This window comes from Corynebacterium macginleyi, assembly GCF_003688935.1.
Classification (GTDB): Bacteria; Actinomycetota; Actinomycetes; order Mycobacteriales; family Mycobacteriaceae; genus Corynebacterium; species Corynebacterium macginleyi.
In genome coordinates, this window is record NZ_REGE01000003.1 from 154,767 (window position 1) to 180,327 (window position 25,561).

The 25,561-nt window shown below is 56.1% G+C and carries 27 protein-coding genes and 1 tRNA gene; 11 read left to right on the plus strand and 17 right to left on the minus strand.

The window, feature by feature from the left end; translation table 11 throughout:
• Positions 1-56 precede the first annotated feature (56 nt).
• Positions 57-1,007: a 4-hydroxy-3-methylbut-2-enyl diphosphate reductase gene (locus tag D9V82_RS04045; RefSeq protein WP_121911111.1), complete on the minus strand. Its 951-nt coding sequence runs from the start codon at positions 1,005-1,007 to the stop codon at positions 57-59.
• 153 nt (positions 1,008-1,160) lie between these two features.
• On the opposite strand from D9V82_RS04045, the gene xseA reads away from it, so the two are divergent.
• The 3 genes from xseA to D9V82_RS04060 are packed head-to-tail and all read left to right on the plus strand — an operon-like array spanning position 1,161 to position 3,085.
• Positions 1,161-2,402 (plus strand): exodeoxyribonuclease VII large subunit, encoded by a 1,242-nt coding sequence (xseA, locus tag D9V82_RS04050; protein ID WP_121911112.1) that lies wholly within the window; start codon positions 1,161-1,163, stop codon positions 2,400-2,402.
• Between the two features lie 24 nt (positions 2,403-2,426).
• A complete protein-coding gene (locus tag D9V82_RS04055; protein ID WP_121911113.1) occupies positions 2,427-2,705 on the plus strand; it encodes an exodeoxyribonuclease VII small subunit in 279 nt (92 codons plus the stop codon).
• On the plus strand, positions 2,705-3,085 hold the full coding sequence (locus D9V82_RS04060; protein ID WP_121911114.1) for a hypothetical protein: 381 nt from the start codon (positions 2,705-2,707) through the stop codon (positions 3,083-3,085). The genes D9V82_RS04055 and D9V82_RS04060 overlap by 1 nt, the downstream gene beginning before the upstream one ends.
• On the opposite strand, the gene D9V82_RS04065 is transcribed toward D9V82_RS04060, so the two are convergent.
• Positions 3,069-3,638, minus strand: coding sequence for a DUF4245 domain-containing protein (locus D9V82_RS04065; RefSeq protein WP_121911115.1), 570 nt, complete (start codon positions 3,636-3,638; stop codon positions 3,069-3,071). The two genes, D9V82_RS04060 and D9V82_RS04065, sit on opposite strands and share 17 nt — an antisense overlap.
• Positions 3,639-3,854: 216 nt before the next feature.
• Here D9V82_RS04065 and glpX point away from each other — a divergent pair, with 216 nt between their 5' ends.
• The 4 genes from glpX to D9V82_RS04085 all read left to right on the plus strand — a co-directional run bounded on the left by glpX (position 3,855) and on the right by D9V82_RS04085 (position 8,784).
• Positions 3,855-4,868, plus strand: a complete 1,014-nt coding sequence (gene glpX / locus D9V82_RS04070; protein ID WP_121911116.1) for a class II fructose-bisphosphatase — start codon at positions 3,855-3,857, stop codon at positions 4,866-4,868.
• Positions 4,869-4,976: 108 nt separating this feature from the next.
• Positions 4,977-6,377, plus strand: coding sequence for a class II fumarate hydratase (locus tag D9V82_RS04075; protein ID WP_121911117.1), 1,401 nt, complete (start codon positions 4,977-4,979; stop codon positions 6,375-6,377).
• Positions 6,378-6,598: 221 nt separating this feature from the next.
• Positions 6,599-7,222, plus strand: a complete 624-nt coding sequence (locus D9V82_RS04080) for a TetR/AcrR family transcriptional regulator (protein WP_121911118.1) — start codon at positions 6,599-6,601, stop codon at positions 7,220-7,222.
• A complete protein-coding gene (locus D9V82_RS04085) occupies positions 7,216-8,784 on the plus strand; it encodes an MDR family MFS transporter (protein ID WP_121911119.1) in 1,569 nt (522 codons plus the stop codon). Before D9V82_RS04080 ends, D9V82_RS04085 begins: the two co-directional genes overlap by 7 nt.
• Positions 8,785-9,082: 298 nt before the next feature.
• Here the strand turns inward: D9V82_RS04085 and D9V82_RS04090 are convergent, their stop codons facing one another.
• From D9V82_RS04090 to glyA, 5 genes are all read right to left on the minus strand, one after another.
• Positions 9,083-9,661, minus strand: a complete 579-nt coding sequence (locus D9V82_RS04090; RefSeq protein ID WP_183122418.1) for a GNAT family N-acetyltransferase — start codon at positions 9,659-9,661, stop codon at positions 9,083-9,085.
• Between the two features lie 81 nt (positions 9,662-9,742).
• Positions 9,743-11,107 carry an RNA 5'-3' helicase PhoH2 gene (gene phoH2, locus D9V82_RS04095; RefSeq protein ID WP_121911120.1) on the minus strand — a complete coding sequence of 455 codons (1,365 nt, stop codon included), beginning with the start codon at positions 11,105-11,107 and terminating at the stop codon, positions 9,743-9,745.
• A 237-nt stretch (positions 11,108-11,344) separates the two neighbouring features.
• Positions 11,345-11,953: an LGFP repeat-containing protein gene (locus D9V82_RS04100; RefSeq protein ID WP_121911121.1), complete on the minus strand. Its 609-nt coding sequence runs from the start codon at positions 11,951-11,953 to the stop codon at positions 11,345-11,347.
• A 147-nt stretch (positions 11,954-12,100) separates the two neighbouring features.
• Positions 12,101-12,775, minus strand: coding sequence for a LysR family transcriptional regulator substrate-binding protein (locus D9V82_RS04105; RefSeq protein ID WP_121911122.1), 675 nt, complete (start codon positions 12,773-12,775; stop codon positions 12,101-12,103).
• 176 nt (positions 12,776-12,951) lie between these two features.
• A complete protein-coding gene (gene glyA, locus D9V82_RS04110) occupies positions 12,952-14,235 on the minus strand; it encodes a serine hydroxymethyltransferase (RefSeq protein ID WP_121911123.1) in 1,284 nt (427 codons plus the stop codon).
• Between the two features lie 116 nt (positions 14,236-14,351).
• On the opposite strand from glyA, the gene coaA reads away from it, so the two are divergent.
• Entirely contained in the window at positions 14,352-15,278 is a 927-nt protein-coding gene (coaA, locus tag D9V82_RS04115; protein WP_121911124.1) for a type I pantothenate kinase, read from the plus strand.
• Positions 15,279-15,281: 3 nt separating this feature from the next.
• On the opposite strand, the gene D9V82_RS04120 is transcribed toward coaA, so the two are convergent.
• Genes D9V82_RS04120 through mca form a run of 3 tightly spaced genes read right to left on the minus strand, consistent with a single transcriptional unit; the run spans position 15,282 to position 17,276 of the window.
• Positions 15,282-16,052 carry an isoprenyl transferase gene (locus tag D9V82_RS04120; RefSeq protein WP_121911125.1) on the minus strand — a complete coding sequence of 257 codons (771 nt, stop codon included), beginning with the start codon at positions 16,050-16,052 and terminating at the stop codon, positions 15,282-15,284.
• 18 nt (positions 16,053-16,070) lie between these two features.
• Positions 16,071-16,382: a hypothetical protein gene (locus tag D9V82_RS04125; protein WP_121911126.1), complete on the minus strand. Its 312-nt coding sequence runs from the start codon at positions 16,380-16,382 to the stop codon at positions 16,071-16,073.
• 3 nt (positions 16,383-16,385) lie between these two features.
• Positions 16,386-17,276 (minus strand): mycothiol conjugate amidase Mca, encoded by an 891-nt coding sequence (mca, locus tag D9V82_RS04130; RefSeq protein WP_121911127.1) that lies wholly within the window; start codon positions 17,274-17,276, stop codon positions 16,386-16,388.
• A gap of 92 nt (positions 17,277-17,368) precedes the next feature.
• On the opposite strand from mca, the gene D9V82_RS04135 reads away from it, so the two are divergent.
• The 3 genes from D9V82_RS04135 (at position 17,369) to D9V82_RS04145 (ending at position 18,811) form a co-directional block, all read left to right on the plus strand.
• Positions 17,369-17,839 (plus strand): DUF4307 domain-containing protein, encoded by a 471-nt coding sequence (locus tag D9V82_RS04135; protein WP_121911128.1) that lies wholly within the window; start codon positions 17,369-17,371, stop codon positions 17,837-17,839.
• A gap of 120 nt (positions 17,840-17,959) precedes the next feature.
• On the plus strand, positions 17,960-18,481 hold the full coding sequence (gene greA, locus D9V82_RS04140) for a transcription elongation factor GreA (protein WP_121911129.1): 522 nt from the start codon (positions 17,960-17,962) through the stop codon (positions 18,479-18,481).
• 57 nt (positions 18,482-18,538) lie between these two features.
• Positions 18,539-18,811, plus strand: a complete 273-nt coding sequence (locus D9V82_RS04145) for a thiamine biosynthesis protein X (RefSeq protein WP_121911130.1) — start codon at positions 18,539-18,541, stop codon at positions 18,809-18,811.
• A 56-nt stretch (positions 18,812-18,867) separates the two neighbouring features.
• On the opposite strand, the gene D9V82_RS12880 is transcribed toward D9V82_RS04145, so the two are convergent.
• From D9V82_RS12880 to D9V82_RS04180, 7 genes are all read right to left on the minus strand, one after another.
• Positions 18,868-20,607, minus strand: coding sequence for a hypothetical protein (locus tag D9V82_RS12880; RefSeq protein ID WP_275414592.1), 1,740 nt, complete (start codon positions 20,605-20,607; stop codon positions 18,868-18,870).
• A gap of 155 nt (positions 20,608-20,762) precedes the next feature.
• Positions 20,763-21,476, minus strand: coding sequence for a hypothetical protein (locus D9V82_RS04155; protein ID WP_121911131.1), 714 nt, complete (start codon positions 21,474-21,476; stop codon positions 20,763-20,765).
• Between the two features lie 368 nt (positions 21,477-21,844).
• Entirely contained in the window at positions 21,845-22,591 is a 747-nt protein-coding gene (locus D9V82_RS04160) for a Bax inhibitor-1/YccA family protein (protein ID WP_234456658.1), read from the minus strand.
• Between the two features lie 642 nt (positions 22,592-23,233).
• Positions 23,234-23,307, minus strand: a tRNA-Leu gene (locus D9V82_RS04165).
• Between the two features lie 36 nt (positions 23,308-23,343).
• Positions 23,344-24,309: a Ppx/GppA phosphatase family protein gene (locus tag D9V82_RS04170; protein WP_121911133.1), complete on the minus strand. Its 966-nt coding sequence runs from the start codon at positions 24,307-24,309 to the stop codon at positions 23,344-23,346.
• Positions 24,310-24,318: 9 nt separating this feature from the next.
• On the minus strand, positions 24,319-24,867 hold the full coding sequence (locus D9V82_RS04175; protein WP_121911134.1) for a DUF501 domain-containing protein: 549 nt from the start codon (positions 24,865-24,867) through the stop codon (positions 24,319-24,321).
• Between the two features lie 8 nt (positions 24,868-24,875).
• Positions 24,876-25,436, minus strand: a complete 561-nt coding sequence (locus D9V82_RS04180) for an FtsB family cell division protein (protein ID WP_121911135.1) — start codon at positions 25,434-25,436, stop codon at positions 24,876-24,878.
• Positions 25,437-25,561 lie beyond the last annotated feature (125 nt).

Sequence of the window (25,561 nt, forward strand, 5' to 3'; positions counted from 1 at the left end):
CATTCTTTGAGAACCCGCCGGTGTCACAGTTTTTCGTTGTTTTAGGCGATACAGCGCTAGGTGCGCGCGGGGCGCAGATCGCGCGGCAGCGCGAAGGTAATGGTTTCCGTGGAGGTGGTTACTTGCTCCACGTCATTAAAGCCCCGATCATCCAAGTATTCAAGGACCTCGCGCACCAAAAGTTCCGGCACGGAGGCACCACAGGTCACACCAACGGTCTCCACACCGTCTAACCACGATTCGTCGATCTCGTCGGCGAAGTCTACCAAGTGTGAGTCGCGCGCGCCCGCTTCGAGTGCGACTTCTACAAGGCGCACCGAGTTCGACGAGTTCTTCGACCCCACCACGATCACCAGATCACACTTCGGCGCGATGGCCTTAACGGACTCTTGCCGGTTTTGGGTAGCGTAGCAAATGTCATCTGACGGTGGGTTTTGCAAATGCGGGAAACGCGCGCGCAGCTTATTGACGATGACGACGGTTTCATCTACCGAGAGCGTGGTCTGTGAAAGCCAGATGAGTTTTTCATCCTGCAGGTAGTCGGGCAACTTGTCCACCCCTTCGACACCATCGACCAGGTGTGTGACCTCGGGAGCCTCGCCCGCGGTGCCTTCTACCTCTTCGTGGCCTTCATGGCCTACGAGGAGGATGTGGTAGCCGTCGCGCTCAAAACGCTGCGCCTCCTTGTGCACCTTGGTGACCAAGGGGCAGGTAGCATCCAGGGTCAATTGCTTGCGCTCCTGCGCCTGCTGGCGCACCGCCGGGGAGATACCGTGGGCGGAGAAAACGAGGTGAGCCCCCTCCGGAGCCTCGGCCGCTTCTTCAACGAAGATGACTCCGCGCTTGGCCAAAGATTCAACGACATAACGGTTATGAACTATCTGTTTGCGCACATAAATGGGTGCGCCATATTTTTCTAGCGCCTTTTCTACGGTCTCGACGGCGCGATCTACTCCAGCGCAGTAACCGCGCGGTGCCGCGAGGAGAACATTTTTACCATCAGTCATGCCTCCCAGAGTATCGAAAGGCAAAGCAAAACAATAGTAAGGTCTATCTAGTAGCAAAAGTGCCCATCCAGGCCACCCAAGCGAGACATGGCTTACTCAGAACACCTACACTAAAGGGCACCGTAAGGCGCTTGAAAAGGAAAGGGGGGCTGCGTGAACCAACCGGCAAATACTCCAGAGACCCCGTGGCCTGTGGGCCAGGTCAATGACCGAGTGAAGGATTGGATTGAGCGGCTGGGATTTCTGTGGGTGGAAGGTCAATTAACCCAGATCAATTACAAGCCCACGTGGAAGCTGTCCTATCTCACCCTGCGCGATGTCCAGCAGGAAAAGTCGGTGCAATTGACCTGCTCTTCTTCAATGCTGCAGAAGTTGCCCACACCGATTAAAGACGGCGACCGCGTGATTGTGCATGGAAAGCCCGCTTTTTATGCCGGCCGCGGATCCTTTTCTTTATGGACCACGGAAATTCGCCACGTCGGTATCGGCGATTTATTGGCACGCATTGAAAAGCTGCGTGCACAGCTTGCCGCAGAAGGCCTTTTTGATCCCGCCCGCAAGCGCCCGCTTCCCTACCTGCCACAGAAAATCGGCCTGATTACAGGACGCGGTTCAGCCGCCGAGCACGATGTAATGGCGGTGGCCCGCGACCGATGGCCGGCCGTTCAATTCCGGGTTATCAATACCGCGGTCCAGGGGACAAATACCGTTCCCGAGGTGATTTCGGCTCTGCGGGAGCTTGACGCCGATACGGAAATTGACGTCATCATTATTGCCCGCGGTGGCGGCTCCGTCGAAGACCTCTTGCCCTTTTCTGAGGAAGCCCTACAACGCGCCGTCGTAGCCGCCAGCACCCCGGTGGTCTCTGCGATTGGCCACGAGCCGGATAGTCCGGTGTTAGATAACGTGGCGGATGTCCGCGCGGCCACACCCACGGATGCGGCCAAGCGCGTGGTCCCGTCCGTAGTAGAGGAAAGGGCCGCCATCGCAGAGGCGCGATCCCGCATGGCGGCGGCGCTGCGCGGCTGGGTAGAACGTGAGCGCCGTGGATTGGACACTATCCGCTCCCGACCGGTATTGGCCGATCCGTTGACGCCAATCCGCGCCCGACGCGAAGAGGTAGAGCGAATGCGCACGAGTATGCGTCGTGAGCTGCGGGTGCTATTGGATCGCGAGGCTCGACACGTGGAGTCACTGCGCGCACGGGTTTCTGCTTTGGGCCCCTCAGCCACACTTGCCCGTGGGTATTCTATTGTCCAGGTCTTACCCAAAGATGGCAGCGATCCGGAGGTAGTTAGCTCTTATGAGCAATCACCGCCCGGCGCGCAATTGCGCATTCGCGTGGGCGATGGTTCTATCACCGCCGTTTCCATGGCCTCCCGGGCCGCTGATTAGCCAAAAGTAATAGGAGAATTGCTGATGTCAGAAGAAAACATTGGTACTGGCCAGCCGGGCCGGGATGCCTTTGCCCCCGTAGAGGAATTGAACTACGAACAGGCGCGCGATGAGCTTATTGAGACTGTGAAGATATTAGAGCTTGGCCAGATGGGCTTGGACGAGTCACTGAAGTACTGGGAACGCGGCGAGGCGCTTGCCCGCAGATGCGAGTCCCACCTAGAGGGTGCCTCCAAGCGCGTGGAAGATGCCCTCGAAAGGGCGGAAAACAGAGAGCAGCAGGCCGCGGAAGGTGAAGATTAGTGCAGATTTATGGTTATCCGGGAAAGCGGATTGATTTCGTGTCCAAATCGGCATCGGCGGGCTCCATTATGGGCGGCGATTCCCGCGCCCTGGTAGAGGAGTTTTTCGGACCGGCACATACCAGTACCCAGGTTTCGGCCACCGAGGAGGAACTGGGGTACTTCTCCCAGTCCATCATGCTTCTGCTTGCCGATGCCAAAGTGGTCCAAGTCTCCATCCACCCGCAGCGTTCTCAGCTCGAGCGCGTGGATGTCTACCTAGAAAAGACCCGCTTGAGCGGGCTGGATGCCGCTGCCTTAAAAGAAACCGCCAGTTGTATCGAGGGAGTCACAGTGGAAGCAGACGCCGAGGGGCTCAGCGAGGTTACTTTCCGCTTATAGGTTTGGCCTTGATGAAAGCCTGGGTGGCCGCCGCAAATTCTTCATCGGGGGCTGCACCAGAGATGATGAGGCGGGCATCGCCTAGATTAATGATCCACAAACGACGCACCGAATCGTCATCGCTTGCCAGAACGCGCACTTGGTGGCCAGCTACCTCGCGCGTAGAAGTCAGCCCGCGGTAGTTAGCGTCGTATTTTTTACCCGCGTCTTCTGCAGAAACCTGGGTTTGGGTGGATTCCACGTAGTTTCCGTCTGCGGTAAGCCAGCTGACCACGGTGGCTGTTTCGCCGCCTAGTTGCGAACGGCGGGCGGCATTAGCCTGCCAGCCTTCGGGCATCTGGGGATCTCGGATAGCACCTATGCCTGCACGGGCCTGCGTATCCAGGAAGGTCTCCTCGTCTACTTCTTGGACTGGGCCCCGTGTTGTTTCCGGATTCACCGAGCAAAGCCCGGTGGCGCCCACCACGAGCAACATCATGGCGACCACTACGAAAAGGGACAAGGTGATGTCACGAGCACCTTCGAAAATCTTCGGTCTTTGTTCTGCTGCCACGCGCCTTAGTATCGCATGAGCCACCATGCGAGTGCCACATGCCTCCCGCGCGTGCTCGTTCGCGCAGATAATGCTGCCTCGAGAGAGGAATACCCGCAAAAGGGGCCCCAAATCGGACCTATTGGCGCCAAAAAGTGCCAGAATAGGAAGCGTAGAGTACTAAGCGCGTGGGAATTACCCCCCACGGCGAGAAAACATGGAAGGCAACCACTACACATGTCCGAAAATACTTCTTATTTGCCCGACCGTAACTTGGCCATGGAGCTGGTGCGCGTGACTGAAGCCGCCGCCTTGGCCTCTGGCCGCTGGGTTGGTCGTGGCATAAAGAATGAGGGCGATGGCGCGGCAGTCGATGCCATGCGCAAGCTAATTAACTCCGTGGCAATGAAGGGGGTCGTGGTCATTGGTGAGGGCGAAAAGGATGAGGCCCCGATGCTCTTCAATGGCGAAGAAGTCGGTACCGGTGAAGGCGCGGCGATGGACATCGCCGTAGACCCCGTCGACGGCACGCGGTTGATGGCCGAGGGGCGTCCGAATGCCATTTCCGTAATTGCCGCCGCAGAGTGCGGCACTATGTACGACCCGTCTGCGGTCTTCTACATGAAAAAGATCGCCGTAGGTCCAGAAGCCGTCGGATCTATCGATATCAACCAGTCCGTGCAGTGGAATATCAAGTCAGTGGCGAAGGCAAAAGGCCTACGCACTGCGGATGTCACCGTGGTGGTTTTGGACCGCCCACGCCACGAGAAGCTCATCCAGGAAATCCGCGAGGCAGGCGCCAAGGTGCGCCTCATCATGGACGGCGATGTAGCAGGCGCCATCGCCGCTTGCCAGGATTCCAACTCCATTGACATGTTGATGGGCATTGGCGGCACCCCCGAAGGCATCATCACCGCCTGCGCGATGCGGTGCATGGGTGGTGAAATCCAGGGCAAGTTGTGGCCGAAAGATGAAGAGGAAGCAGAAAAGGCCCGCGCCGCCGGACATAACTTGGATAAGGTACTGGGAACCAATGACTTGGTCTCTTCCAAGAACTGCTATTTCGCCGCCACCGGTGTCACCAATGGTGACATGCTCCGGGGTGTCTCGTACCGCAATAATGGTGCCTCTACCCGTTCGCTGGTCATGCGTTCTAAATCCGGCACCATTCGCTACGTCGATTCCTTCCACAAGCTGTCTAAACTGCAGGAATATTCCGTGGTGGACTACTCGGATCCGACCAAGAACTAAAACTCACCCCCATATGGCGGGGCACGCTTGGGTTTGCGTCCTCTTACTTTTAGCTTTTCGCCATACTAGGGGGTAGACGCACACGATCAGATAACCGAGGTGATTTTCATGACCGAATACCGTACCGAACATGACACTATGGGCGAGGTTAAAGTTCCCGCTAATGCCCTGTGGCGCGCACAGACCCAGCGCGCGGTAGACAACTTCCCCATTTCCGGCCGCGGCCTAGAAGCTGCGCAGATCCGTGCGCTTGGCCTTCTCAAGGCAGCATGCGCCCAGGTCAACAGGGATTCCGGCAGCCTCGAAGCAGAAAAGGCAGACGCCATTATTGCCGCTGCGAAGGAAATTGCAGAGGGCAAGCACAACGATGCCTTCCCCATCGATGTCTTCCAGACCGGCTCCGGTACCTCTTCCAATATGAACACCAACGAAGTCATCGCTTCCCTGGCACATAAGCAAGGCGTCGAAGTTCACCCAAACGATGACGTCAACATGGGTCAGTCCTCCAATGACACCTTCCCCACCGCCACCCATGTGGCAGCCACGGAAGCGGCCGTCAATGACCTCATTCCGGGCTTAAAGGTCCTGCACGAGTCCTTGACCAAGAAAGCGAAGGAATTCGCAGACGTCGTCAAAGCCGGCCGCACCCACCTGATGGACGCAACTCCCATCACCTTAGGCCAGGAATTCAGCGGTTATGCCCGCCAGGTGGAGCTTGGCATCGAGCGTATCGAGGCTACGCTCCCGCGCTTGGGCGAACTCGCTATCGGTGGTACCGCAACCGGTACCGGCCTGAACACCTCCGCTGACTTCGGCAGCAAGGTGACCGAGGAACTCAAGAAGCTCACGGGCGTTGAGAACCTAAAGGAAGCAGAAAACCACTTTGAGGCACAAGCGAACCGCGATGGACTTGTAGAGTTCTCCGGCGCCATGCGCTCGGTGGCCGTATCTTTCAACAAGATTGCCAATGACCTACGCATGCTGGGATCTGGCCCATTGACCGGCCTAGCAGAAATCCACCTGAAGGACCTGCAGCCTGGTTCCTCCATCATGCCGGGCAAGGTCAACCCGGTTATCCCTGAGGCGGTCACCATGGTGGCCGGCCAGGTAGTAGGCAATGACGCAGCCGTTGCTTTCGGCGGCGCGCAGGGCCAGTTCGAGCTCAACGTCTTCATCCCGATGATGGCACGCAACGTGCTCGAGTCGGCCCGCCTGCTAGCTAACTCCGCCCGTGTCTTCGCCGAGAAGTGCGTCGACCACATTGAGGCAAATGAGGAGCGCATGAAGCACTTCGCGGAGTCTTCTACCTCTATCGTAACCCCGCTAAACTCCGCCATCGGTTACGAGAACGCCGCTAAGGCCGCAAAGCACGCCCTCAATGAAAAGATCACCGTCCGCCAGGCCGTCATCGACCTGGGCTTTGTTGACGGCGAGAACCTCACCGAAGAAGAGTTGGACAAGCGCTTGAATGTATTGAGCATGACCAACCGCGACCGCGACAGCATCTAATTTAGCCCGCGTTTAACGCTCTAAACCCCGCTCGAAAAATCCTTCTGAGCGGGGTTTTCACATGGCTAGGCACACTTCCCGAGGAGGGGAAGCGCGGGCAAAGAAAGAGCCACCGGGTAAGCACAAGCTGTGACCTACAACAATGATTCGGCTGACCCATCGACAGCATCACCCATTTTTGCACTTGGTGTAATTTTACACTGAGTGTAAAGTTGCATTCTGTGCAAGAAGACTTATCACTACGTGAGCAAAAACGCCTAGAAACACGGCTACGCATTGAGGATGCTGCCACCGAGTTGGTGGACAAGCATTCCTTTAGCGAGGTCACTATTGAAGAGATTTGCGAACTAGCCGGTATATCTCGGCGCACCTTCTTTAATTATTTTGATTCAAAGGAATCCGCCGTTCTCGGGGCACCAAGCGCTGATTTCACCGAGGACATGCGCGAGCGCTTCCTTCATGAACCCACCACGAACATCCTGGATCTAGTCCTTAACTTGGTGGAAAAGCACATGGAGGGCTATCAGGTTGAACCCACGATCCTGGAGCGGCGCAAGCGCATTGCTAATGACCCAGATGCCGCGGCCGCCTCCATTAGCCGCAAGCGGGCGAAATCCTTCGAGCTCATTAGGCTCATCGAGAAGCGCCTTAACCGGGAACCGGACCTGCGCATTCTCCAAGGCCATTCCGTAGAAACCGAGGCCATGGTCATTGCCGGTGTAATCCGCGAGGCCCTCTGGCTGTCCATCGCCGCCCCCGATTGCGATTGCAGCGACGCCTTCAGTTCGCGTCTCAAAGATTCACTGACTTTGATCAACGATGTCATGAAAGGGATCCGATGGTAGATACAGCCGAAAAGGCTCCTGGGCAGGCCCAGTCGCGGACGGATAACCTGGGGCTCATTTTCTCCGCGCTGGTGCTCACCATGTTGATGAGCTCGCTGAGCCAAATGATTTTCTCTTCCGCGCTGCCAACAATTGTTGGTGAGCTTGGCGGCGTTGACCACATGAGCTGGGTCATCTCCGCATTCCTTGTCACCATGACCATCGCCATGCCGATTTCCGGGAAGCTGGGTGACATGCTGGGGCGCAAGTGGCTCTACATTGGCGGCATCGCCGTCTTCATTGTGGGCTCCGCCATCGGCGGTTGCGCCGGTTCCATGACGGTGCTTATCGTCGCCCGCGCCGTGCAAGGCTTCGGAGCCGGTTTCATGATGATTTCCTCGCAGTCCATCGTCGCCGAAGTAACCTCTTCGCGCGAGCGCGGCAAGTTCATGGGCATCATGGGCGGCGTCTTCGGCCTGTCCTCCGTCCTTGGACCCGTCTTGGGCGGCTGGTTTACTGATGGCCCCGGCTGGCGCTGGGGCATGTGGATGAATATCCCACTCGGCATACTGGCTATGGTGGTCTGCATCCTGGTGCTGAACCTGCGCGTAGGGCAGGCAAATATGAAGCGCTTCGACTGGTTCGGCGCCACTTTCATCGCCGTTACCACCGCTTCCCTTATCCTCATGACCACCTGGGGCGGCACCGAGTATGACTGGAACTCCCCGATGATCCTTACTCTCGGCGCCATTACCCTTGTCGGCGCAATATGTACGATCTTCGTGGAATTGCGCGCCACCGAACCACTTATCCCAATCTACTTATTCAAAAACCGCAATATGACCCTGACCACCCTATCCGGTGTCATATTGGGCCTGGCCATGTTCGGCGTGCTGGGCTATATGCCCACCTACCTGCAGATGGTTCACACCCTATCGCCCACCAACGCTGGCCTGATGATGGTTCCGATGATGATTGGGTTTATCGGTACTTCCACCGGTGTCGGCTTCATCATCGCCCGCACCGGCCGCTACAAGATTTACCCGCTCATCGGCCTGGCTATCACCGCCGGTGCGCTGTTGTGGATGTCCGCCCTGTCGGTAGAGACTTCACTTAAGCAGCTAGGCATAGAGTTCCTAGTTTTCGGTATCGGTCTGGGCATGGTGCTGCAGGTACTAGTGCTCATCGTCCAGAATTCCTTCCCGCTTTCCCAGGTGGGCACGGCCACCGCAGCGAATAATTTCTTCCGCCAAATAGGTTCTGCCCTAGGAGCTTCCCTGGTTGGCTCCATGTTCATCAACAACATGCAAGATGAAATGGCCAACCTCCTGCCGCAGGCTATCCAGCAGCTGGGCCCTGGAGACACGGCCTACGCCGAAAAGTTCAATGCTGCTAATGGCAATGCTAATAGCCTTACCCCAGATCTCGTTTCTTCCCTGCCAGAGCCACTCGAGCAGGCAGTAGTAAATTCCTATAATGAAGGGCTGACCCCAGTCATAGCGCTCATGGTTCCACTCGTCATCGTCGCCCTCCTCATCCTGCTTCCCCTGCGCGAAGAACGGCTAAAGGAAACAATCGGTTAATTGCCGCTCAACCTCGCAAAAACCTCCGCTACCAGCAAGAAATTGTATGCGTTGCACACTGCGGTGCTGCTTGCCGATGCCCCCCTTAGAACCCACCTCTCCTCTCAACCCGCCCCTCGAACGGCCATGGCCTCGCGCGAAAGAAGGAACGTACCCGCGCAGTCGCAGACTGCGTATCTCACCAAGCCCGGTCACACACCGGCAGTGGCAGAAAACAAATAAAAGCCGTAGCGGCCGGGTTTATACATTCCCTTTGGCATAAGCTACGGCCTTTGTGCTGTAAGAAGGCATAGTGCCTTTAGCGGTTCTTTTCCTCTGGCTTGGGAAGCAAGAGCTCGTAGACATCGGTATCGCGCCACTGACCGGCCAATTCACCATAGGTCATCTTGGCCATATGGGAGTAGGTGCCGACCTTTTCAAAACCGCGGGACTTGTGCAGACCCGCAGAGCCCTCGTTTTCCGGGAAAATCCAGGAGTGGATGGCCCACTTGTGCAGGTCTTGGCATACCTCAATGAGGCAATCAAGCAGGGCCCCGGCAATGCCACGACCTCGGGCAGCGGATCCCAGATAGATGGAATCTTCCACGACGCCATGAAAGACGGTGCGCGAGGAAATCGGGGCGGCCGACACCCACCCCAATACCTTCGAATCATCGTCCGCCTCAACGGCCACGTGGACCGAGGCCATGATCTTGGAGGCCGTAAACTCCTCGTACGTCAAAGATCGAGTTTCGTAGGTGGCGTGACCAGTTTTCAAGCCTTGCTCATAGATCTCCCTCATCTGTGGGTAATCGGCCGAAGTGAAGGGACGGATACGGAAATCTCTTTTCTTATCGTCCGCAGACGTCTGCTTGGCGTTCTCGCTCATAAGCACCATTATTACTGTTCTTGGATGATTGTTGCTATAAAGAATTCAGAAAACTCACTGTCCGCGTCCGAGCTACTAGCCTGCGCTTGCTTAGTCATTGCCCTCCAATAGATCGGTTACCAGTTCCGCAATGGCGGAGCGCTCGGATCGTTTAAGGGTAATATGCGAAAAAAGCTCATGGCCCTTAAGCTTTTCGATTACCGCCTGTACCCCATCGTGGCGGCCCACCCGCAGGTTATCGCGCTGGGCGACATCATGGGTGAGCACCACTCGCGAGCCTTCCCCTAAGCGCGAAAGCACGGTGAGCAAAACATTGCGCTCCAGCGACTGCGCCTCATCCACGATGACGAAGGCATCGTGCAGGGAGCGCCCCCGGATATGGGTCAGCGGAAGGACCTCGATGAGCCCGCGCTCATGGATTTCTTCGAGAACATTGTCAGAGACTAAGCTTTCTAAAGTGTCATAGACCGCCTGGGACCACGGATTCATCTTCTCTGATTCAGAGCCCGGCAGGTACCCCAGCGATTGCCCGCCGACGGCGTACATGGGCCGGAAGACCACAATGCGGCGGTGTTCTCCGCGCTCCAAGACAGCCTCTAACCCGGCGCACAAAGCCAGCGCTGATTTTCCGGTGCCGGCCCTACCCCCGATGGAGACGATGCCGACCTCCGGATCCAGCAGCAGATCCAGGGCGATGCGCTGCTCCGCCGAACGCCCCTGCAGGCCAAAGGCACTTCGATCACCGCGCACCAGGCGCACCGCCCCGCCTGGCATGATGCGACCCAAGGCGGATTGCGCTCCGGCAACCAAAGTGATGCCGCAATTTACCGGCAAGTCTTCTACTGGGGTGCCATCATCCGTAAATACCCCATCGAGCAGCACGTGCCCATCGCGGTAGAGGATATCGATGACATCGACGGTGGTATAGGCGGTGGCTATGCCCGAATACCCGGTCACAGCCACATCCTGGGCGTGGTATTCATCGGCCGGCACGCCCACGGCGCCGGCTTTAACCCGCAGCGGCACGTCTTTGGTGACCAGGACCGTGTCCTTGCCTTGGTGTGCCAGATTCAAAGCACAAGCCAGAATGCGGTGATCGCCTTCCGGCCCACGGAATGCCGCTGGTAAGAGCGACTGGTCTTGATGATTGAGCTCTACCCGCACGGTACCACCGGCCACATTGACCGGGACGGGCTGGTCGAGGGCCTCATATGTAGCGCGCAGCTCTTCCAAAAAACGAAGAGCTTGGCGGGCGAACCAGCCAAGCTCCGGATGATGACGTTTTCCTTCTAATTCAGAGATAACCACGACGGGAAGGACGACCTCGTGCTCAGCGAATTTTCGCAGCGCCCACGGGTCAGATAATAGAACCGAGGTATCAAGGACGTAAGTCTTTGTAGCGACCTCATTAACTGCGGTGCTTAGTGGAGTAGAAAGTACAGAGGGGCGAGTCATGATGGCAGGAATCTTCCTTTGCAAAACGGTAGACAGCTGTTCTTCCTTGTTTATCCCCCAGAGCCGCTAGTACTGCGCTCTCTTAGGGGACTGCCACCCAACCTAAGCACCCAAGGTTGAAATCACATGGGTGGAAGATGAATTTTAAGAAAACGACAAATCCCTGCGGGAAAACCCGCAGGGAAGGTGACTAGAGGTAACCGGCGTACCGCTCAAACCGCCGCCGGTTTTGAGCTTTTAGGCGTCAATATCAGCCCGGAATTTGCCGTCGTCACCCTGCGTCCAGGAGATCGTGCCATTGCTAAACTTCTGGGTCCAACCTTTCTCGCTGGTTGCCGCAGCCTCCGGTTTGGTAGGAAGCCCCACGGAGGAGGCGAGGCCACCCTCATTCACCCAAGTTTCTGCAATCTTGCCTATGACCGGCTGTACACCAGTCTGTTCGGAGTAAGCCAAGTACTTGCCGCCCTCGAAAGCAACTAAAGTTCCCTCATCGGAGGACTCCACGTTCTCTACCTCGCCCCACTCGGCCTGCTTTTGCTCGACCGCAGCTGCGAGGTCAGCGGGAACTTCTTCATCACCATGAGCGGTGGTAATGGTCTGGGTGTCACCCTTGGCACCATCTGCTTTATCGTCCTTGGAACCGGTTGCTTCTGCGGCGGCGGATCCAACGGCCTCGGTAGCTTTGGAAGCGGCCGAGCCAGCAGCATCCGTGGCGTCTGCGGCTACGGAACCAGCGGCATCCTTGGCATCATCGGCAGCTTCCTTGGCGTCCGAGCATGCGACGAGAGCAATGGATAGGGTTGCGGCTGCAAAGCCACATACAAAACGACGTGTCATCTTGCGCATTTTTAGATCTACCTTTCGATTTCTTCAGCCAAAAATTAGTTCACTGTAGTTTTTAGCCGCCATTGTGGCGAACGAAGCCAACGGTATACGCGATCTGCACTGTGGGGCCACTCTGTACATCGGTTTTTGCGCGGATTAGATGTCAGTTTATCGCCGTTTGCGCTGTTTAGGACGTTTCTTTGGTTTTTGTAACGGATTGTTAACAATCCTTCGAGATTGTTTGGTTTTGGCTTTTTCACGGGCTGTGCGCTTCGGCTTTTCCTGTCTAGAAGAGCGGGCGGTACGGCCCTTGGCGATGCCCACAAAATCCTGAATAGCCTCATTGTCATGGGATTTCCGCCAGACCAAGGCGATTTCGGTGACCGGCACCTCACTGCCTGTCAGCGCGAGCGGTACCACCTGTTTCTTACTGAGGATTTTAAGCAGCGGCAGCGGTGCGATGGCGATGCCCACATTGGCTGCGACCACTTGCAATGCCTCGCGTACGGCGGCGATATCGACTTCACCGGAATCAGTGAGCTGGTAGTTGAGGTGTTCATCGGAGACATCGGCAAGCGCGAGCGCCTCGCCCACCTCCGCATAGACAGAGTCTTTGGGAACCGCAATGCCGGGGGTCTCCTCATACAGGCGCACCACGTGGAAGGAGTCATCCACCCGACCATCCGGCAGGCGCATGAGCGCCACATCCACGTTGCCGGAGAGCAATTCTGCCATGCTGTCATCCGCATCGATGGTGAATAAACCACCGTGCGCAGTAGTATCCTGAAATCTCCGAAACCATTTTCCAGCTTGTGTACCGGTAACAAAAGCTAAGCGCAGCATAAAGCACAGTCTACTGACGATGTTACGGTCAAAACCTGAGCGAACCACATAATCAACAGTGACCGTCCGGTACCGCGATGCGCACACTATTCCCCGCAGTGGCTGCAGAGAGCCCACGCTACACTGGCGCAGGCTCGCGACCACGACGCCCACCAAGACGCCGCAGACGATAAGGACTAAACCAGCTTCCAGTCCTCGAGACCCTCATACAGCGGGTAGTCCATGGCGATCTTATCGACGCGCTTGCGAAGTGCCTCCACGTCGGCGCTGGTGCCCTGTGCCAAAGCAGTACCAATGACGTCTGCAACCTCGGTGAAGGCTTCCGCATCGAGACCACGGGTAGCCAGGGCGGAAGTGCCGATGCGCAGGCCAGAGGTAACCATCGGCGGGCGCGGATCATTGGGGACCGCATTGCGGTTGACGGTGATTCCTACCTGGTGCAGGAGGTCTTCTGCCTGTTGACCATCAAGTTGCGAATTGCGCAGATCCACCAGGACGAGGTGGACATCGGTGCCGCCAGAGACGACGTCAACGCCGGCTGCCCGCGTATCTTCTGCCAAGAGGCGATCGGCCACGATTCGCGCACCCTCGAGGGTGCGCTCCTGGCGCTCCTTGAACTCTTCACTGGCCGCAATCTTCATAGAAATAGCCTTTGCCGCCACCGCGTGCATTAGCGGTCCACCCTGCTGGCCGGGGAAGACGTTGGAGTTCAGCTTCTTTGCGTAGTCCTGCTTGGCCAAGATCATGCCAGAGCGCGGACCGCCCAAGGTCTTGTGCACGGTGGTCGAGACGATATCGGCGTGCTCCACCGGGTTCGGGTGCAGACCCGCAGCAACCAGACCCGCGAAGTGGGCCATATCTACCCACAAGTAAGCTCCCACCTCATCGGCGATTTCACGGAAGGCCGCGAAATCCAAGGTACGGGGGTAAGCGGACCAGCCGCCGATGATAACCTTTGGCTTTTCCCTGAGTGCCTGCTCACGCAGCTTATCCATGTCGACGCGCATGGTCTCTGGATCCACGCCGTAAGCTGCGACATCGTATAGCTTGCCGGAGAAGTTCAACTTCATGCCGTGCGTCAGATGTCCACCGTGGGCTAGAGACAGGCCGAGGATCTTATCGCCTGGCTCTGCGATGCTGGACAGAACGGCGGCATTAGCCTGAGCGCCGGAATGCGGCTGCACGTTGGCAAATTCCGCGTTGAAAAGCGCCTTCGCACGGTCGCGGGCGAGATCCTCAACAACGTCGACGTGCTCGCAACCGCCGTAGTAACGACGCCCGGGGTAGCCCTCGGCGTACTTATTAGTCAAGACGGAGCCCTGTGCCTGCAAGACAGCGCGCGGCACGAAGTTCTCAGAGGCGATCATTTCCAGGGTTTCGCGCTGGCGGGAAATTTCTCCCTGAATAGCGCCGAAAACTTCTGGGTCAAGATCGCGCAGGTCAGTAGTAAAAGAAGCCATATAAACTAGTCCTCTTCTCGGTAGGAAGCAGTATGAGCCATTACACATCATATCCTTTGGACTACCGTACAGGGGCAATTTTTCACTCCCCTATCGTTGCGTGAGACAATTGAGCCATGTCGCGCAACCTGGATTCGAGCCCCTACCTCGACTTTAACCGTCAAGCCTGGCGTGAACTTCGCAAATCCATGCCGCAGGTGCTGACAGAAAACGAGCTAGACGAGCTACGGGGCATTGGCGATCGCATAGATTTGGACGAGGTAGCAGACGTCTACCTTCCACTCTCCCGTCTCATACACATGCAGGTCACCGCCCGACAACAACTCACCGCTGCAACCGAAGCCTTCCTGGGCAACCCACCAACGCACGTGCCGTTCGTCATCGGTGTGGGCGGTTCCGTGGCCGTGGGTAAATCCACCACCGCCCGCCTACTCCAAGTACTGCTCCAGCGCTGGGACTCTCACCCAAAGGTTGACTTGGTGACCACGGACGGGTTCCTTTTTCCCAACCAAACGCTGAAAGACCGCGGATTGATGAAGCGTAAGGGTTTCCCCGAATCCTATGACCGCCGCGCACTCATGCGCTTTGTCACCGACGTCAAGTCAGGAAAACCCGTAGTCAAGGCGCCGCTGTACTCGCATATCGCCTATGACATCGTCAAAGATCGCTGTCAAGAGGTCAACCAGCCCGATATCCTGATTTTGGAGGGCCTCAACGTCCTGCAGACCAGCCCCACCCTAACTATCGCAGATCTCTTTGATTTCTCCGTCTATGTCGATGCCCGCACGGACGATATTGAACAGTGGTACATCGATCGCTTCCTCACGCTGCGCCACACCGAATTCCGTCGGCCCAATGCGCACTTCGCAGCCTACGCCGATATGGACGATGAGCAGGCGCGCGCCCTGGCCCGCGAGATTTGGCAATCCATTAACCTGCCGAACCTGGTGGAAAATATTCTTCCCACACGCGTGCGCGCCTCACTGGTCTTAAAAAAGGGTTCACACCACCTCGTCGAACAGGTACGGATGCGGAAAATTTAGCCGCTACTTGCCAAAACGGCGCGAACGCTGGGAATAGTCACGCAGCGCGCGCAGGAAATCCACCTTCCGGAATGCCGGCCAATAAGTATCGGTGAACCAGATTTCTGAATAGGCTGCTTGCCACAATAAAAACCCGGAAAGGCGCTGTTCGCCGGAGGTACGAATCACTAGGTCTGGATCCGGCAAACCCTTGGTGTACAGGTGTTCCGTGATCGAATCCGCGGTAACTCTATCTGCCATGCCTGCCGCACTCGTGCCCTTTTCGGCCTCACTGCGCACCAGGTTCTGGACGGCATCAACGATTTCCTGGCGCCCTCCGTAGCCGACGGCCACATTGACAATAATACCCTGGTTATTCTTTGTTTCCTCAGCGGCATCTACCATGCGCTGTGTTACCGGTACGGGCAACAGATCCAAGTTGCCCACAAGACGCACCTGACAATCCAGATCTCCCCGGGATAGGTGCGCGACCACATCAGAGATGATGTCAAAAAGCAGCTGCACTTCCTGCTGGCTGCGTTTGAGATTCTCTGTGGACAAGAGGTAGATAGTTACTACTTCAATATCGGTATCGCGGCACCACGCGATCATCTCTCCAATTTTCTTCGCACCCTGGCGGTGACCATGGCTAATATCCGTAAACCCGGCTTCCCGCGCCCAGCGGCGGTTGCCGTCGGCCATGATCGCCACGTGCTTCGGCTGCGGTCTACCCTTGATAAGCCGCACCAGGCGTGCTTCATACAAGGGGTACATCAGCCGCTTGAGAAATACCACGTTGATTACTCCAGCCGCCTAGAAAATCGACTTCTTGCGGTTGTCGTAAAGACCAGCTTCCTTGAGAGCCGCATCTACCGCTTCCTCATCGAATGGATCGATTCCGTGATCCTCAGCGAACATGGTGCGCCGACGGAAGCGCGAAAAGCGACGGTGAAAGTTCCAGCCTGCTACCAGCACAGCAACGCCCATGAGGGCCAAGATAAGCAGCCCGATGGGAGAGGCCTTGCCAAACTCGGGCCCCATCGGTCCGCCCTCAGCACCTTCTAGGCCTTGTGCAAGGACATTGACATCGTGCACGACAAGGAAAAGGGAGTCATAGACGCTCATGGCTTAAGTCTCCTCGTTCTTTTCGATGCCCGCAAATAAATCATTTTCCGGCAGCGAGGTTGATACTCGGGTCTTAGCTAATTCAAACTCTTCCGTTGGCCACAAGCGCTGTTGGACCTCCACGGAGGTGGCCAAGAATGCACCCGCGGGATCGATTTGCGTCGCGTGCGCCCGCAGCGCATCGTCCCGGTTTTGGAAGTAAGCAGCGCACTCCACCTGCGTGGTAACGCGAGCCATAATATCACCAAAAGCCGTATCCCAGCGGGCCAACATGGGACCATAGGGGCTGGGCTTTTCTTCTTCAACAAGAAGATCGTGGAACATCTTCATGCGTTGGTACACAAAGCCATGCGTGTAGTACAGCTTCAACGGTTCCCAGGGCTCGCCCAATTCTGGGTGATAGGAAACATCACCGGCCTTTTCCCATGCGATCATGGAAGCTCGGTGGACCATGAGGTGGTCCGGATGCGGGTAGCCACCATTTTCATCATAAGTAATGATGACGTGCGGGCGGAAAGAACGGATAACGCGCACCATTTCCTGGGCCGCTGCATCATCGCCCATCAGAGCAAAGCAGCCTTCCGGCAAGAGATCTTCCATGCTCTTGCCTTCCTCAAGATCTGGCAAGCCAGAATCAACGTGACCTAACCACTGGTGTTCAACCCCAAGCGCGCGGGCTGCCGTAGCCATCTCCTCGCGGCGTACCTCAGCCATGTTTTCCTTAACACCAGGACGGTCCATAGCCGGGTTAATAATGTCACCACGTTCACCGCCGGTGCAGGTCAGCACCATTACATCCGCACCTTCTGCAGCATAACGTGCTGTGGTCGCAGCACCCTTGGAGGATTCATCATCCGGGTGTGCGTGGATTGCTAGGAGGCGAAAGTCGCTCACTGAAAATCCATCCCCTTTTGAACTAGCTTTTAGAACAGATGTCAATCTTAGTAGATACAGGGAAAATGGTACTCCTCGGTTAAAGTAGGACCATGACTTCCGCCGGAAAATCTCGCTCCGCCGCACGCTACGGCTCGCGCGATACTGCACAAACGAACTCTGGTAGTTGGACCAATAAGGCGTTGGTGTTGATTTTCGCCGCCATGCTCGTCACCCTGGTCTACTACGGCTTCCAGTATTTTCGGGAAAAAGAATCCGTCAATGCACAAATTTCCATGGTGACCCAGAAGGTTCTTAGTGATGACAACATGCGCGTGTGGGTCGACGTAACCCGCAATCATCCTGATGAAGATGCCTACTGCATCGTGCAGGCCTACGATTACTCCAAGTCTGAGGTAGGCCGCCGGGAATTTGCCGTTCCCGCTGGCGGAAATGAGACGCACCGCTTTGCCGTAGATGTCCCCACTAATGCCCGCGCCGTAGCCGGTGGCGCCTATGGCTGCTCCGGCAATATCCCGGATTACCTCGATATGGACAATCCCGACTACGCGGAAAGTCGCTAGATCCATGTGCTAGGCTTTATACAGCCTAGAACTGGGCATTTGCCTGGTTGCATACTTAACTTCGGTCCCGCCATCATCGCGGGACTTTAACCACTATTCCACAGCACGGAAGGTTTTAGAATGGCTGAGCAGCAAAAGCAGTACATCACCCCGGAAACTAAGGCAAAGCTCGAGACCGAACTGCAGGAACTCATCGATCACCGCCCTGAGGTTGCGGCGGAAATTAATGAGCGCCGCGAAGAGGGCGACCTAAAAGAAAATGCCGGTTACGATGCCGCCCGCGAGATGCAGGACCAAGAAGAGGCCCGCATCAAGCAGATTTCTGAGCTGCTGGCTAACTCCACCACCGAGCGTGGCACCCTGCAGGAAGGCGTTGCCTACACTGGCAGCGTTGTTCACGTGTACTACAACGGCAACAAGGACGATAAGGAAACCTTCCTCATCGGCACCCGCGCCGCTGCCACCGATAACAAGGACTTGGAGACCTACTCCGAGCAGTCCCCGCTGGGCGCCGCCATCATTGGTGCGCAGGAGGGTGAAACCCGCGAGTACACCGCGCCAAATGGTAAGACCATTTCGGTAACGATCGAATCGGCCGCACCGTACGATTCCGCTAAGGCCACCACCCCGCGCAAGTCCTAATTTCCTCCTTATTCCCCCACTACCACCTTCACTATTGTGGAGAAAGAGCACATCCCCATGAAGAAATTCTCCCGTTTCGCCATAGCTGGATTAGTTATTACCGCTGGACTTTCTTTGGCTGCCTGCCACCCGCCAAACGAGCAGGATTCTAAATCCGGCAAGATCGACAATGCATCGACCTTCACGGGCGAGGCACCATCGCATAGGACTGCAGAGTCGTCTTCCGCTGCTACCACCAACGAGTACGAAGTGGATACGGAGAGCCTGCACGACGGGGTCGAGGAACCTGAGCAACTCCCGAACATAATCGTGACGCAACTGCCGCATTAAAAGAGATGGGCTGAAGGATGCTTACCTTCAGCCCTTTTCTTTTCCCAGCACGCTTCCTAGGATTCTCGTGCCCAATTGCCGATGACCCCTGGCACCACCGCTGGCGGCTCGCCCAAGAGGTCGCGCTTGTTCGGATCTCGCTCCACTTGACTCGTTACCGCCTTCACCCGATTTTGGTCATTTCCCTGACCCCGGGTTCCCATCATTGGCGCAAAAGCTCGCATACCTGCGGCTGGTTTCGCAGCGCCGGATTTAGTACTGGTGCTATTAGTCATGCCTACCCCACGCACCGCACCTTCACGGGCAGCGCCCCTGTCTAGATGTCCCCGACTGCCGCTGCCGCCATTATTACTGCCAGCAGCTTCACCTGCCGCGCGAGGAAGCGCGCCTCCAACGCCGCGGGAGCCAGTGCCTTCACCGGTACCACCGCGTGCAGCGGTTCCGCTGCCGCCCAACCCGGGGGTAGAATTTACTAACGCACCCATATTTCCGCCTGCCCCTGAACCGAACTTTCCGCCCGCGCCCAAAGCCCCGCTGCCGAGTCCAGTCAGTGAATTAAATCCTCCGCTGCGGGAAGCTCCACTATTACCGCTTGCAGCTCGCCCTCCTAACGCCGGACCACCCGCAGCACCTGCAATACCAGTTCCCGCTCCTGCCCCGGCTCCGGGGCCGATTCCACGTCCAATACCCAGCGGTGATCCCCACCCGTTGGAGGCGAATCCGCCATTACCGCTACCAGAACCAGCGCCAGACACTGGCGTAGATCCTAGGTGACCATGCGGTGCCATTGCCCCAGGAAGCGAAGCCCCGCTGGTTGCGACATCACGACCGCTGATATTTGTCCCATCGCCTATACCTAGTTGGGAAAGAGCCTTTCTGCCATCTGCGTGCAATTGGTCTTGGAAAGCGGCAGTTTCCTCAGGGGTCATTCCGATCGATTCCAAATTATGGACCGTACCATTGACCACATCAAAGTTTCCTGGCCCCACATCACCACGGGCAATAGCTTCCTGAATTGCACGCGGCCACGCAACATTACCGGTGTTATATTTCTGGCCGTCGCCTTCCACACCGGACAAACCAGCATCCAGCCCGCCGCCTCCGGAAGCCGGGGACTGTTCCATCAGCGGATGCTGATTAGGCATTGCGTCGATGGCAAGCATCTGGAGATCCGGTTGGAGCTTTGCTAGCGCCGCCGTCTCTACGATTTTTCGCTCCGCTGGGTCAGGGATCTTCATGATGTCCATCGCCATAGCCATCACTGAGGGCTGAATCAGCATCAACCGCGAGTGAAAACCAGTAAGCTTTTGTCCCATTGCTGCGGCATTGGCCACAAAATGTTTCCCAGAGGCTGCTACCTCCCGAATCTTTGCTGCCGCCCGCGACGTGGTTTCGCTGTCATTCTCGCTTTCCAAGGACCCTGCGGCTTCTTCGAGCCCGTTCACAATCTCCCGAACCTCGGAACCAAGAGACTTCCACCGCGCATTAGCCTCAGAGACACTCCAGATCTGCGTAGACATCAAGTCCGTTGCCAGCTTGATAATCGACGTACCGACGTTAACTACAGGCGGAGTGAACAAAAACGGGCTATACCCCGGCTCCGGCTGGTCCATAATCGGCATCGATTCGACACCAATCTCGCCACCCGCATCGGCGATATCCATCGCCCTACTATTTGCGGATTCTTGGGCTTCAAAGCCACGGGCTTCTTTCCCCAACGAAACAGTCAACCAATCCAGTTGGTCGGCAAACTTCGCGATTGAGCTAACTGCTGATCCTGGGTCAGTAGAGAGCACCTTTTCATGCACCTCACCAACATGGTCCAGTCCGATAACGGGTGTAAACCCTTTATTTAATGGACTGTCTTTATAACTTGCAGCAGACTCTGCGAACTTCGCAATGTTTAGAATTTCACGAGCATTCCTATTTAGATTTTCGATACTAAGCCTCATCATTCCCCCCATTTCAAAACCTGATATATTTCATTGACTTGCTTACAAATTTGTTCAGGTTCGCCAGACAAATCTACGAACGTAATTGTCACCTGCCCTCTCGGAGTATTGGTTGAGCTCATACAGCTTGAGCGTGTAAAAAGCTCACCCCGATACACTATGTTTTCGCTTCGTCCCCCTCTTTCATATTTAACAATGTAATCTTCATCCAAGTCTTTCGCGGTCATGGGCACATTAAGGGCGCTGATCGAAAATTCAACACCATCATCAAAACGTTGAAAGCTGCAGCTTTTAGTTCCTGAAGTATTACCGGATGAGTCCTCTAGACGCCTAAAACCCTTTAATTCCAGCTTTCCCGGTGGAATCTCCGTACATGGGTCAAATAGCTTAAAATCTGGGTCAGCAGGATCGAATTCTCCCGGTGGTGGTAGTACACCGAAATCCTCATCTCCCCTGGCGCCGGTCTCCCCCCGAAGACCGGCGCCAGTCTTCGCATACTCGTCTTGGGAGTGTCCCGAGTCCCCCGAATTGTCCTCCACGCCATCCCCCTGGTTCCCGTTGGCGTTAGGCACACCATCGGCCGAACTAGTGCCATCAGTACCCGCCGTCATCGCGGCATCTTCTGATGCGCTCCTCGAGCCGATTTCCGCAGCGCAGCCACTCAACGTGACGGAGCTGACTAGCAGCGCTACTACGGTTACCTGACGTTTCACAACAATCCTTCGGTTGCTCCTTCTAGACGAGCTGGAACGAAAAGAAGATAGAGGCTAGAACTCTCTACCTTCCGGTTTCCCGTTCCCGCCAATAGCATGCATCAACCGGTCAAAAATTTCTTGGCGAGGCGACAAATTAGTCAATATTTAGATATTTTGTTTATCGCATACGCCACATTCATAACACTCCAAATGGTGAAATTAGCTGCTCATTAGCTGTCTTGAACCTGGATACTCCCTCGTATACCCCTTAAAGCCTAAAGTACGGCTAAATCCCCCCTGAATTACCCCCATAATTACACTCTGTAAGCCAAATGAGACACGAAAATGGCCCGCACCAAGGTGCGGGCCAAAAGCGCGGGAAAAGCTTAGTTACGCTGAACGTAGCTCAACAGACGAAGAATTTCGGTGTAGAGCCAGACTAAGGTCACAGCCAAGCCGAGGGCCACGCCCCATGCCTGCTTGGCAGGAGCACCGGCACGAATCAAGCGGTCTGCTTGGTCAAAATCAGTCAGGAAGGACAGAGCGGCCAGCACAATGCACACCAAGGAGAAGATGATGGCGAGGGGGCCACCGTCACGCAGTGGGTTGAAATCAAAGAAGATGGCACCCACGAAGTTTGCGAGAGCCATTACCGCAACACCCGCGATGAGGCCAACCAAAATCTTGGTGAACTTCGGAGTGACCTTTACTGCACCTGTTTTGTAAACAATCAGCATGCCGATGAACACACCGATGGTACCGACGATAGCCTGGCCGATCAGCGCCATGCCATTAGAACCACCGATAGTGCTGTTAGCGAAAACGAAGGAGAATCCGCCGACGAAGAGTCCTTCAAATCCAGCGTAGATGAGGGTCGCGGCCGGTGATCCCCATTTCCGACCAAAGGAGGCTACAAGTACGGTGATAAATCCGCCGATGCCGCCAACCAACATAAGCATCATGGCTGCGCCTGGGTTAATGGTGCCCAGATAGAAGTTGATGGCAGCGGCCACAATAATAATGCCGAGGGTGATTCCCGTCTTGGTGACGACGTCATCCACCGTCATAGGGCGAGGGGCTTCGCTCGCATAGTCAGGGTTCTGCTGCTGGCTGGTTTCAGTCAGCGAGGTCATAACCGGATTGCTTGAACGCACGGTTGTCCTTTCTCAGTGGTGTACAAATCAGCTTTCTCATTTAGATCAACGCCATCAAACCTTACAAAGTTCCTCACCTAGGACAATTTGCCCAAGATTCCGGAAATTTATTGCATTGGCCCACCTTATCCCGAACGGTCACCACGCAAATATTTTGCATTTCGATAGATACGTAACAAACCAGTAGCCCGTCGATCCGCACTAGACAATCTAGATTATCTGATTATGCAGGTCTGAAAAGTACGCACAAACTTTCGTGACGCCATCGACTGGGGAAGCACTGTAATACGTGCGCTGGACGCCAGTAGTATCCAAGTCACGAGGGCCACCCGAAAATGTATCGAAAAAACTATCGCGCTGTTAAGACAGGCAACAGCTGTGGACCGACAAGAATTGCGTCGACTACATCGGCGTGTTCGCGACCTGACTCAATTACTCAACTAATGTCCGCACTGCAGACTACGTAGCCATGATATTAGGCCGCACGCGGCTGCAACTCGCCAATGAGGTGAGCTAATGGCAAGCAAACCAGCATGGTTCACCCCACCGGTTAATAACCTAGCCTTAGCTACAGGAAAGTCTCGAGACGCCATAGAAACGATGTCTCAAGACTTCACACCGTGCCCCCACTGGGACTCGAACCCAGACTGAATCGATTTTAAGTCGACTGCCTCTGCCGATTGGGCTATGGGGGCGCAAAGAACAGTGTAGGACACTATCCCTTAAAAGGGTTAATAAGGGGTAGATTCACTAGCTAGACCAGCAATGATGCCGTCCAAGATGTCTTTTTCACTGATGAAGAAGCTGCGTGCATCGCTGGTGCGCTCAATAAGCTGCATGATTCCTTCTACTGCTACTGCCCCACCGCCGATGACGTCGGCACGACCAGGATGAATAACAGGATTGAGGGCGCGTTCCTCCGAGGGAATGCGGACAAGTTGCTTGAGCAAAACCCGCAGGGCATCAAAGTGCAGCTCCGAGCCGTGTATCGCATCAGGATCATAGCGCTCTAGCCCCTGGGCCAAGGCAGATAGCGTGGTGAACGTGCCCGCACAGCCAACAATGGTCCGTGCCTTGGACATAGGAACGATCTTTTCCACCTCACCCATGCGCTCTGCCACGTATTCGGAGGCGATTTCAATTTCAGATTCAGTGGGCGGGTCGGTGCGCATGATGCGTTCTGTCAAACGTACGCAGCCCATATACGCAGAATGCGAACCTAGAATCTCTTCATCGGCGGTGCCCACGACGAATTCGGTGGACCCGCCGCCTAAATCAATAACGCAGAACGGGCCGTGGTCCGGCTCCATATCGGCTACCGCACCGTTGAAGGATAGGAGTGCCTCTTCTTCGCCCGAGATAACCTCAGCCTGTGCACCGGATTCGATCTGCCCCAAAAGTTCGGCGGTCATATCGAAAAATTCCTGTTGGTTCTTCGCCTCGCGGGTCGCACTAGTTGCCACCATACGCACGCGGGTGATCTTCTCAAACTTCATCTGGCGCACATAGCCTTCCAAGGCCACGCGGGCGCGCTCTAAGGCATCGGGCGCGATTTCACCCGTTGCATCAACGCCTTGTCCAAGGCGAATGATTTCCATGGTGCGGGTGATATCGCGCACCTTGCCGTCTTTGTCGATCTCCGAAATTAACAGACGGATGGAATTGGTACCGCAGTCAATGGCTGCCACCCGAGTCATGTCTTACTCCTATTCCGCGTTGGAAAAATCAAACTCTGCCAGGTCGATACCCAGCTCTTCTACCGTAGGCCAATCCTGCGGAATCGCGGTACCGCGTAGCGCACCGTGGTCGGCCGCCATGGCCACGGCCTCGGTGCCGAGGCGAAAGTGCTGTGGCCCTTCGGCAAGCGCGTAGGCGATGAGCACGTGCAAGCACTTCACCCGCTCCGGCATGCCGCCGCCAGAAAAATCAGTGCCCAAGTCCTCGATTTCGTTGCGCTTGGCCAAGAAGTGCTCATGGGCCTGGCGATAGTCCGCAGCCAGCTCCTGGTCCTCGGCCAGGCGCGACTCCATCCACTTCATCACGTGCGCGACCTCTAACCGGGAGGCCTCCGCGGTAAGGCGGGGATCGGTGAGGTAGTAAAGCGTGGGAAATGGGGTGCCATCCGGCAACTTAGGAGAGGTTTTAATCACGGCCGGTTGGCCGTCCGGCGTGCGGAAGGATACCTCGAGCACGCCGCGTGGAGTGCGGCCCAATTGCTCGGAAACGATGACTAAATCTGCATCAGTGAGGGTCATGCGAACAATTATCGCACATCGGCGTGCTCCTCAGGCGCTGGCTCAATCGGCAGGTGATGCGACTCGACCACGGGAGCCTCTTCTTCTGGCGGCTGCGCCACAGAATCCCACAGCACCTCAAACCACGGGCGCAAATCCTCCTGTGCCTGGATATCGGTAGTGACCTGTTTATCGGGCTGAATATTCGGATCGATGATGCGATAAGCGGTCTCACCTTGTTCGACCAAGCCGAAGCGCCGCCGAGCTTCCTGCTTGATATAGTCCTCGGATTTGTATTTATCGATCTTTTCTAACAGGGCGTCTTTCTCATTCTGCTTCGCCGTAATCGATTCATTGAGTCGGGCGATTTCGGAGCGTCCTTGGTAATAATTACGCAACGGCACCGCGATGATAACAAGCACCAACAACACGAAAATTACGATGACGGTCATGCCCACAATGTTCACGCGATCGGGCTTGCGATTCTTTTTTTCCTGCGCCCGCTGAGGTTTGTGGGGATCCGAAGCACGCGAAGCCACCGGAACCCTGGTGCGGCCCCGGCGGCGCTTCGTCTTCTTCTCACGTGCCATAGGGTTACTATCCTAGCGCCGCCACACCAGTAACACGGGCGTGGCACGCGCGGGAATTCACCAACTTTCTCAAGCGCTCAAGGTGCTTGAAATCTGTGCTGCGCAATGGGCATTTCACGGCCGAG

Bases quoted from the DNA above. Each gene is read 5' to 3' on its own strand.
- D9V82_RS04170 (WP_121911133.1), bottom strand. From the start codon at position 24,309: ATGACTCGGGTGGCAGCCATTGACTGCGGTACCAATTCCATCCGTCTG.
- D9V82_RS04145 (WP_121911130.1), top strand. From the start codon at position 18,539: ATGAAGAAATTCTCCCGTTTCGCCATAGCTGGATTAGTTATTACCGCT.
- D9V82_RS04075 (WP_121911117.1), top strand. From the start codon at position 4,977: ATGACCGAATACCGTACCGAACATGACACTATGGGCGAGGTTAAAGTT.
- glpX (WP_121911116.1), top strand. From the start codon at position 3,855: ATGTCCGAAAATACTTCTTATTTGCCCGACCGTAACTTGGCCATGGAG.
- D9V82_RS04055 (WP_121911113.1), top strand. From the start codon at position 2,427: ATGTCAGAAGAAAACATTGGTACTGGCCAGCCGGGCCGGGATGCCTTT.
- phoH2 (WP_121911120.1), bottom strand. From the start codon at position 11,107: ATGACTCGCCCCTCTGTACTTTCTACTCCACTAAGCACCGCAGTTAAT.
- glyA (WP_121911123.1), bottom strand. From the start codon at position 14,235: ATGGCTTCTTTTACTACTGACCTGCGCGATCTTGACCCAGAAGTTTTC.
- D9V82_RS04085 (WP_121911119.1), top strand. From the start codon at position 7,216: ATGGTAGATACAGCCGAAAAGGCTCCTGGGCAGGCCCAGTCGCGGACG.
- D9V82_RS04105 (WP_121911122.1), bottom strand. From the start codon at position 12,775: ATGCTGCGCTTAGCTTTTGTTACCGGTACACAAGCTGGAAAATGGTTT.
- D9V82_RS04160 (WP_234456658.1), bottom strand. From the start codon at position 22,591: ATGACCTCGCTGACTGAAACCAGCCAGCAGCAGAACCCTGACTATGCG.
- D9V82_RS04135 (WP_121911128.1), top strand. From the start codon at position 17,369: ATGACTTCCGCCGGAAAATCTCGCTCCGCCGCACGCTACGGCTCGCGC.
- D9V82_RS04175 (WP_121911134.1), bottom strand. From the start codon at position 24,867: ATGACCCTCACTGATGCAGATTTAGTCATCGTTTCCGAGCAATTGGGC.
- D9V82_RS04100 (WP_121911121.1), bottom strand. From the start codon at position 11,953: ATGCGCAAGATGACACGTCGTTTTGTATGTGGCTTTGCAGCCGCAACC.
- D9V82_RS04090 (WP_183122418.1), bottom strand. From the start codon at position 9,661: ATGGTGCTTATGAGCGAGAACGCCAAGCAGACGTCTGCGGACGATAAG.
- coaA (WP_121911124.1), top strand. From the start codon at position 14,352: ATGTCGCGCAACCTGGATTCGAGCCCCTACCTCGACTTTAACCGTCAA.
- D9V82_RS04180 (WP_121911135.1), bottom strand. From the start codon at position 25,436: ATGGCACGTGAGAAGAAGACGAAGCGCCGCCGGGGCCGCACCAGGGTT.
- D9V82_RS04125 (WP_121911126.1), bottom strand. From the start codon at position 16,382: ATGAGCGTCTATGACTCCCTTTTCCTTGTCGTGCACGATGTCAATGTC.
- D9V82_RS04045 (WP_121911111.1), bottom strand. From the start codon at position 1,007: ATGACTGATGGTAAAAATGTTCTCCTCGCGGCACCGCGCGGTTACTGC.
- greA (WP_121911129.1), top strand. From the start codon at position 17,960: ATGGCTGAGCAGCAAAAGCAGTACATCACCCCGGAAACTAAGGCAAAG.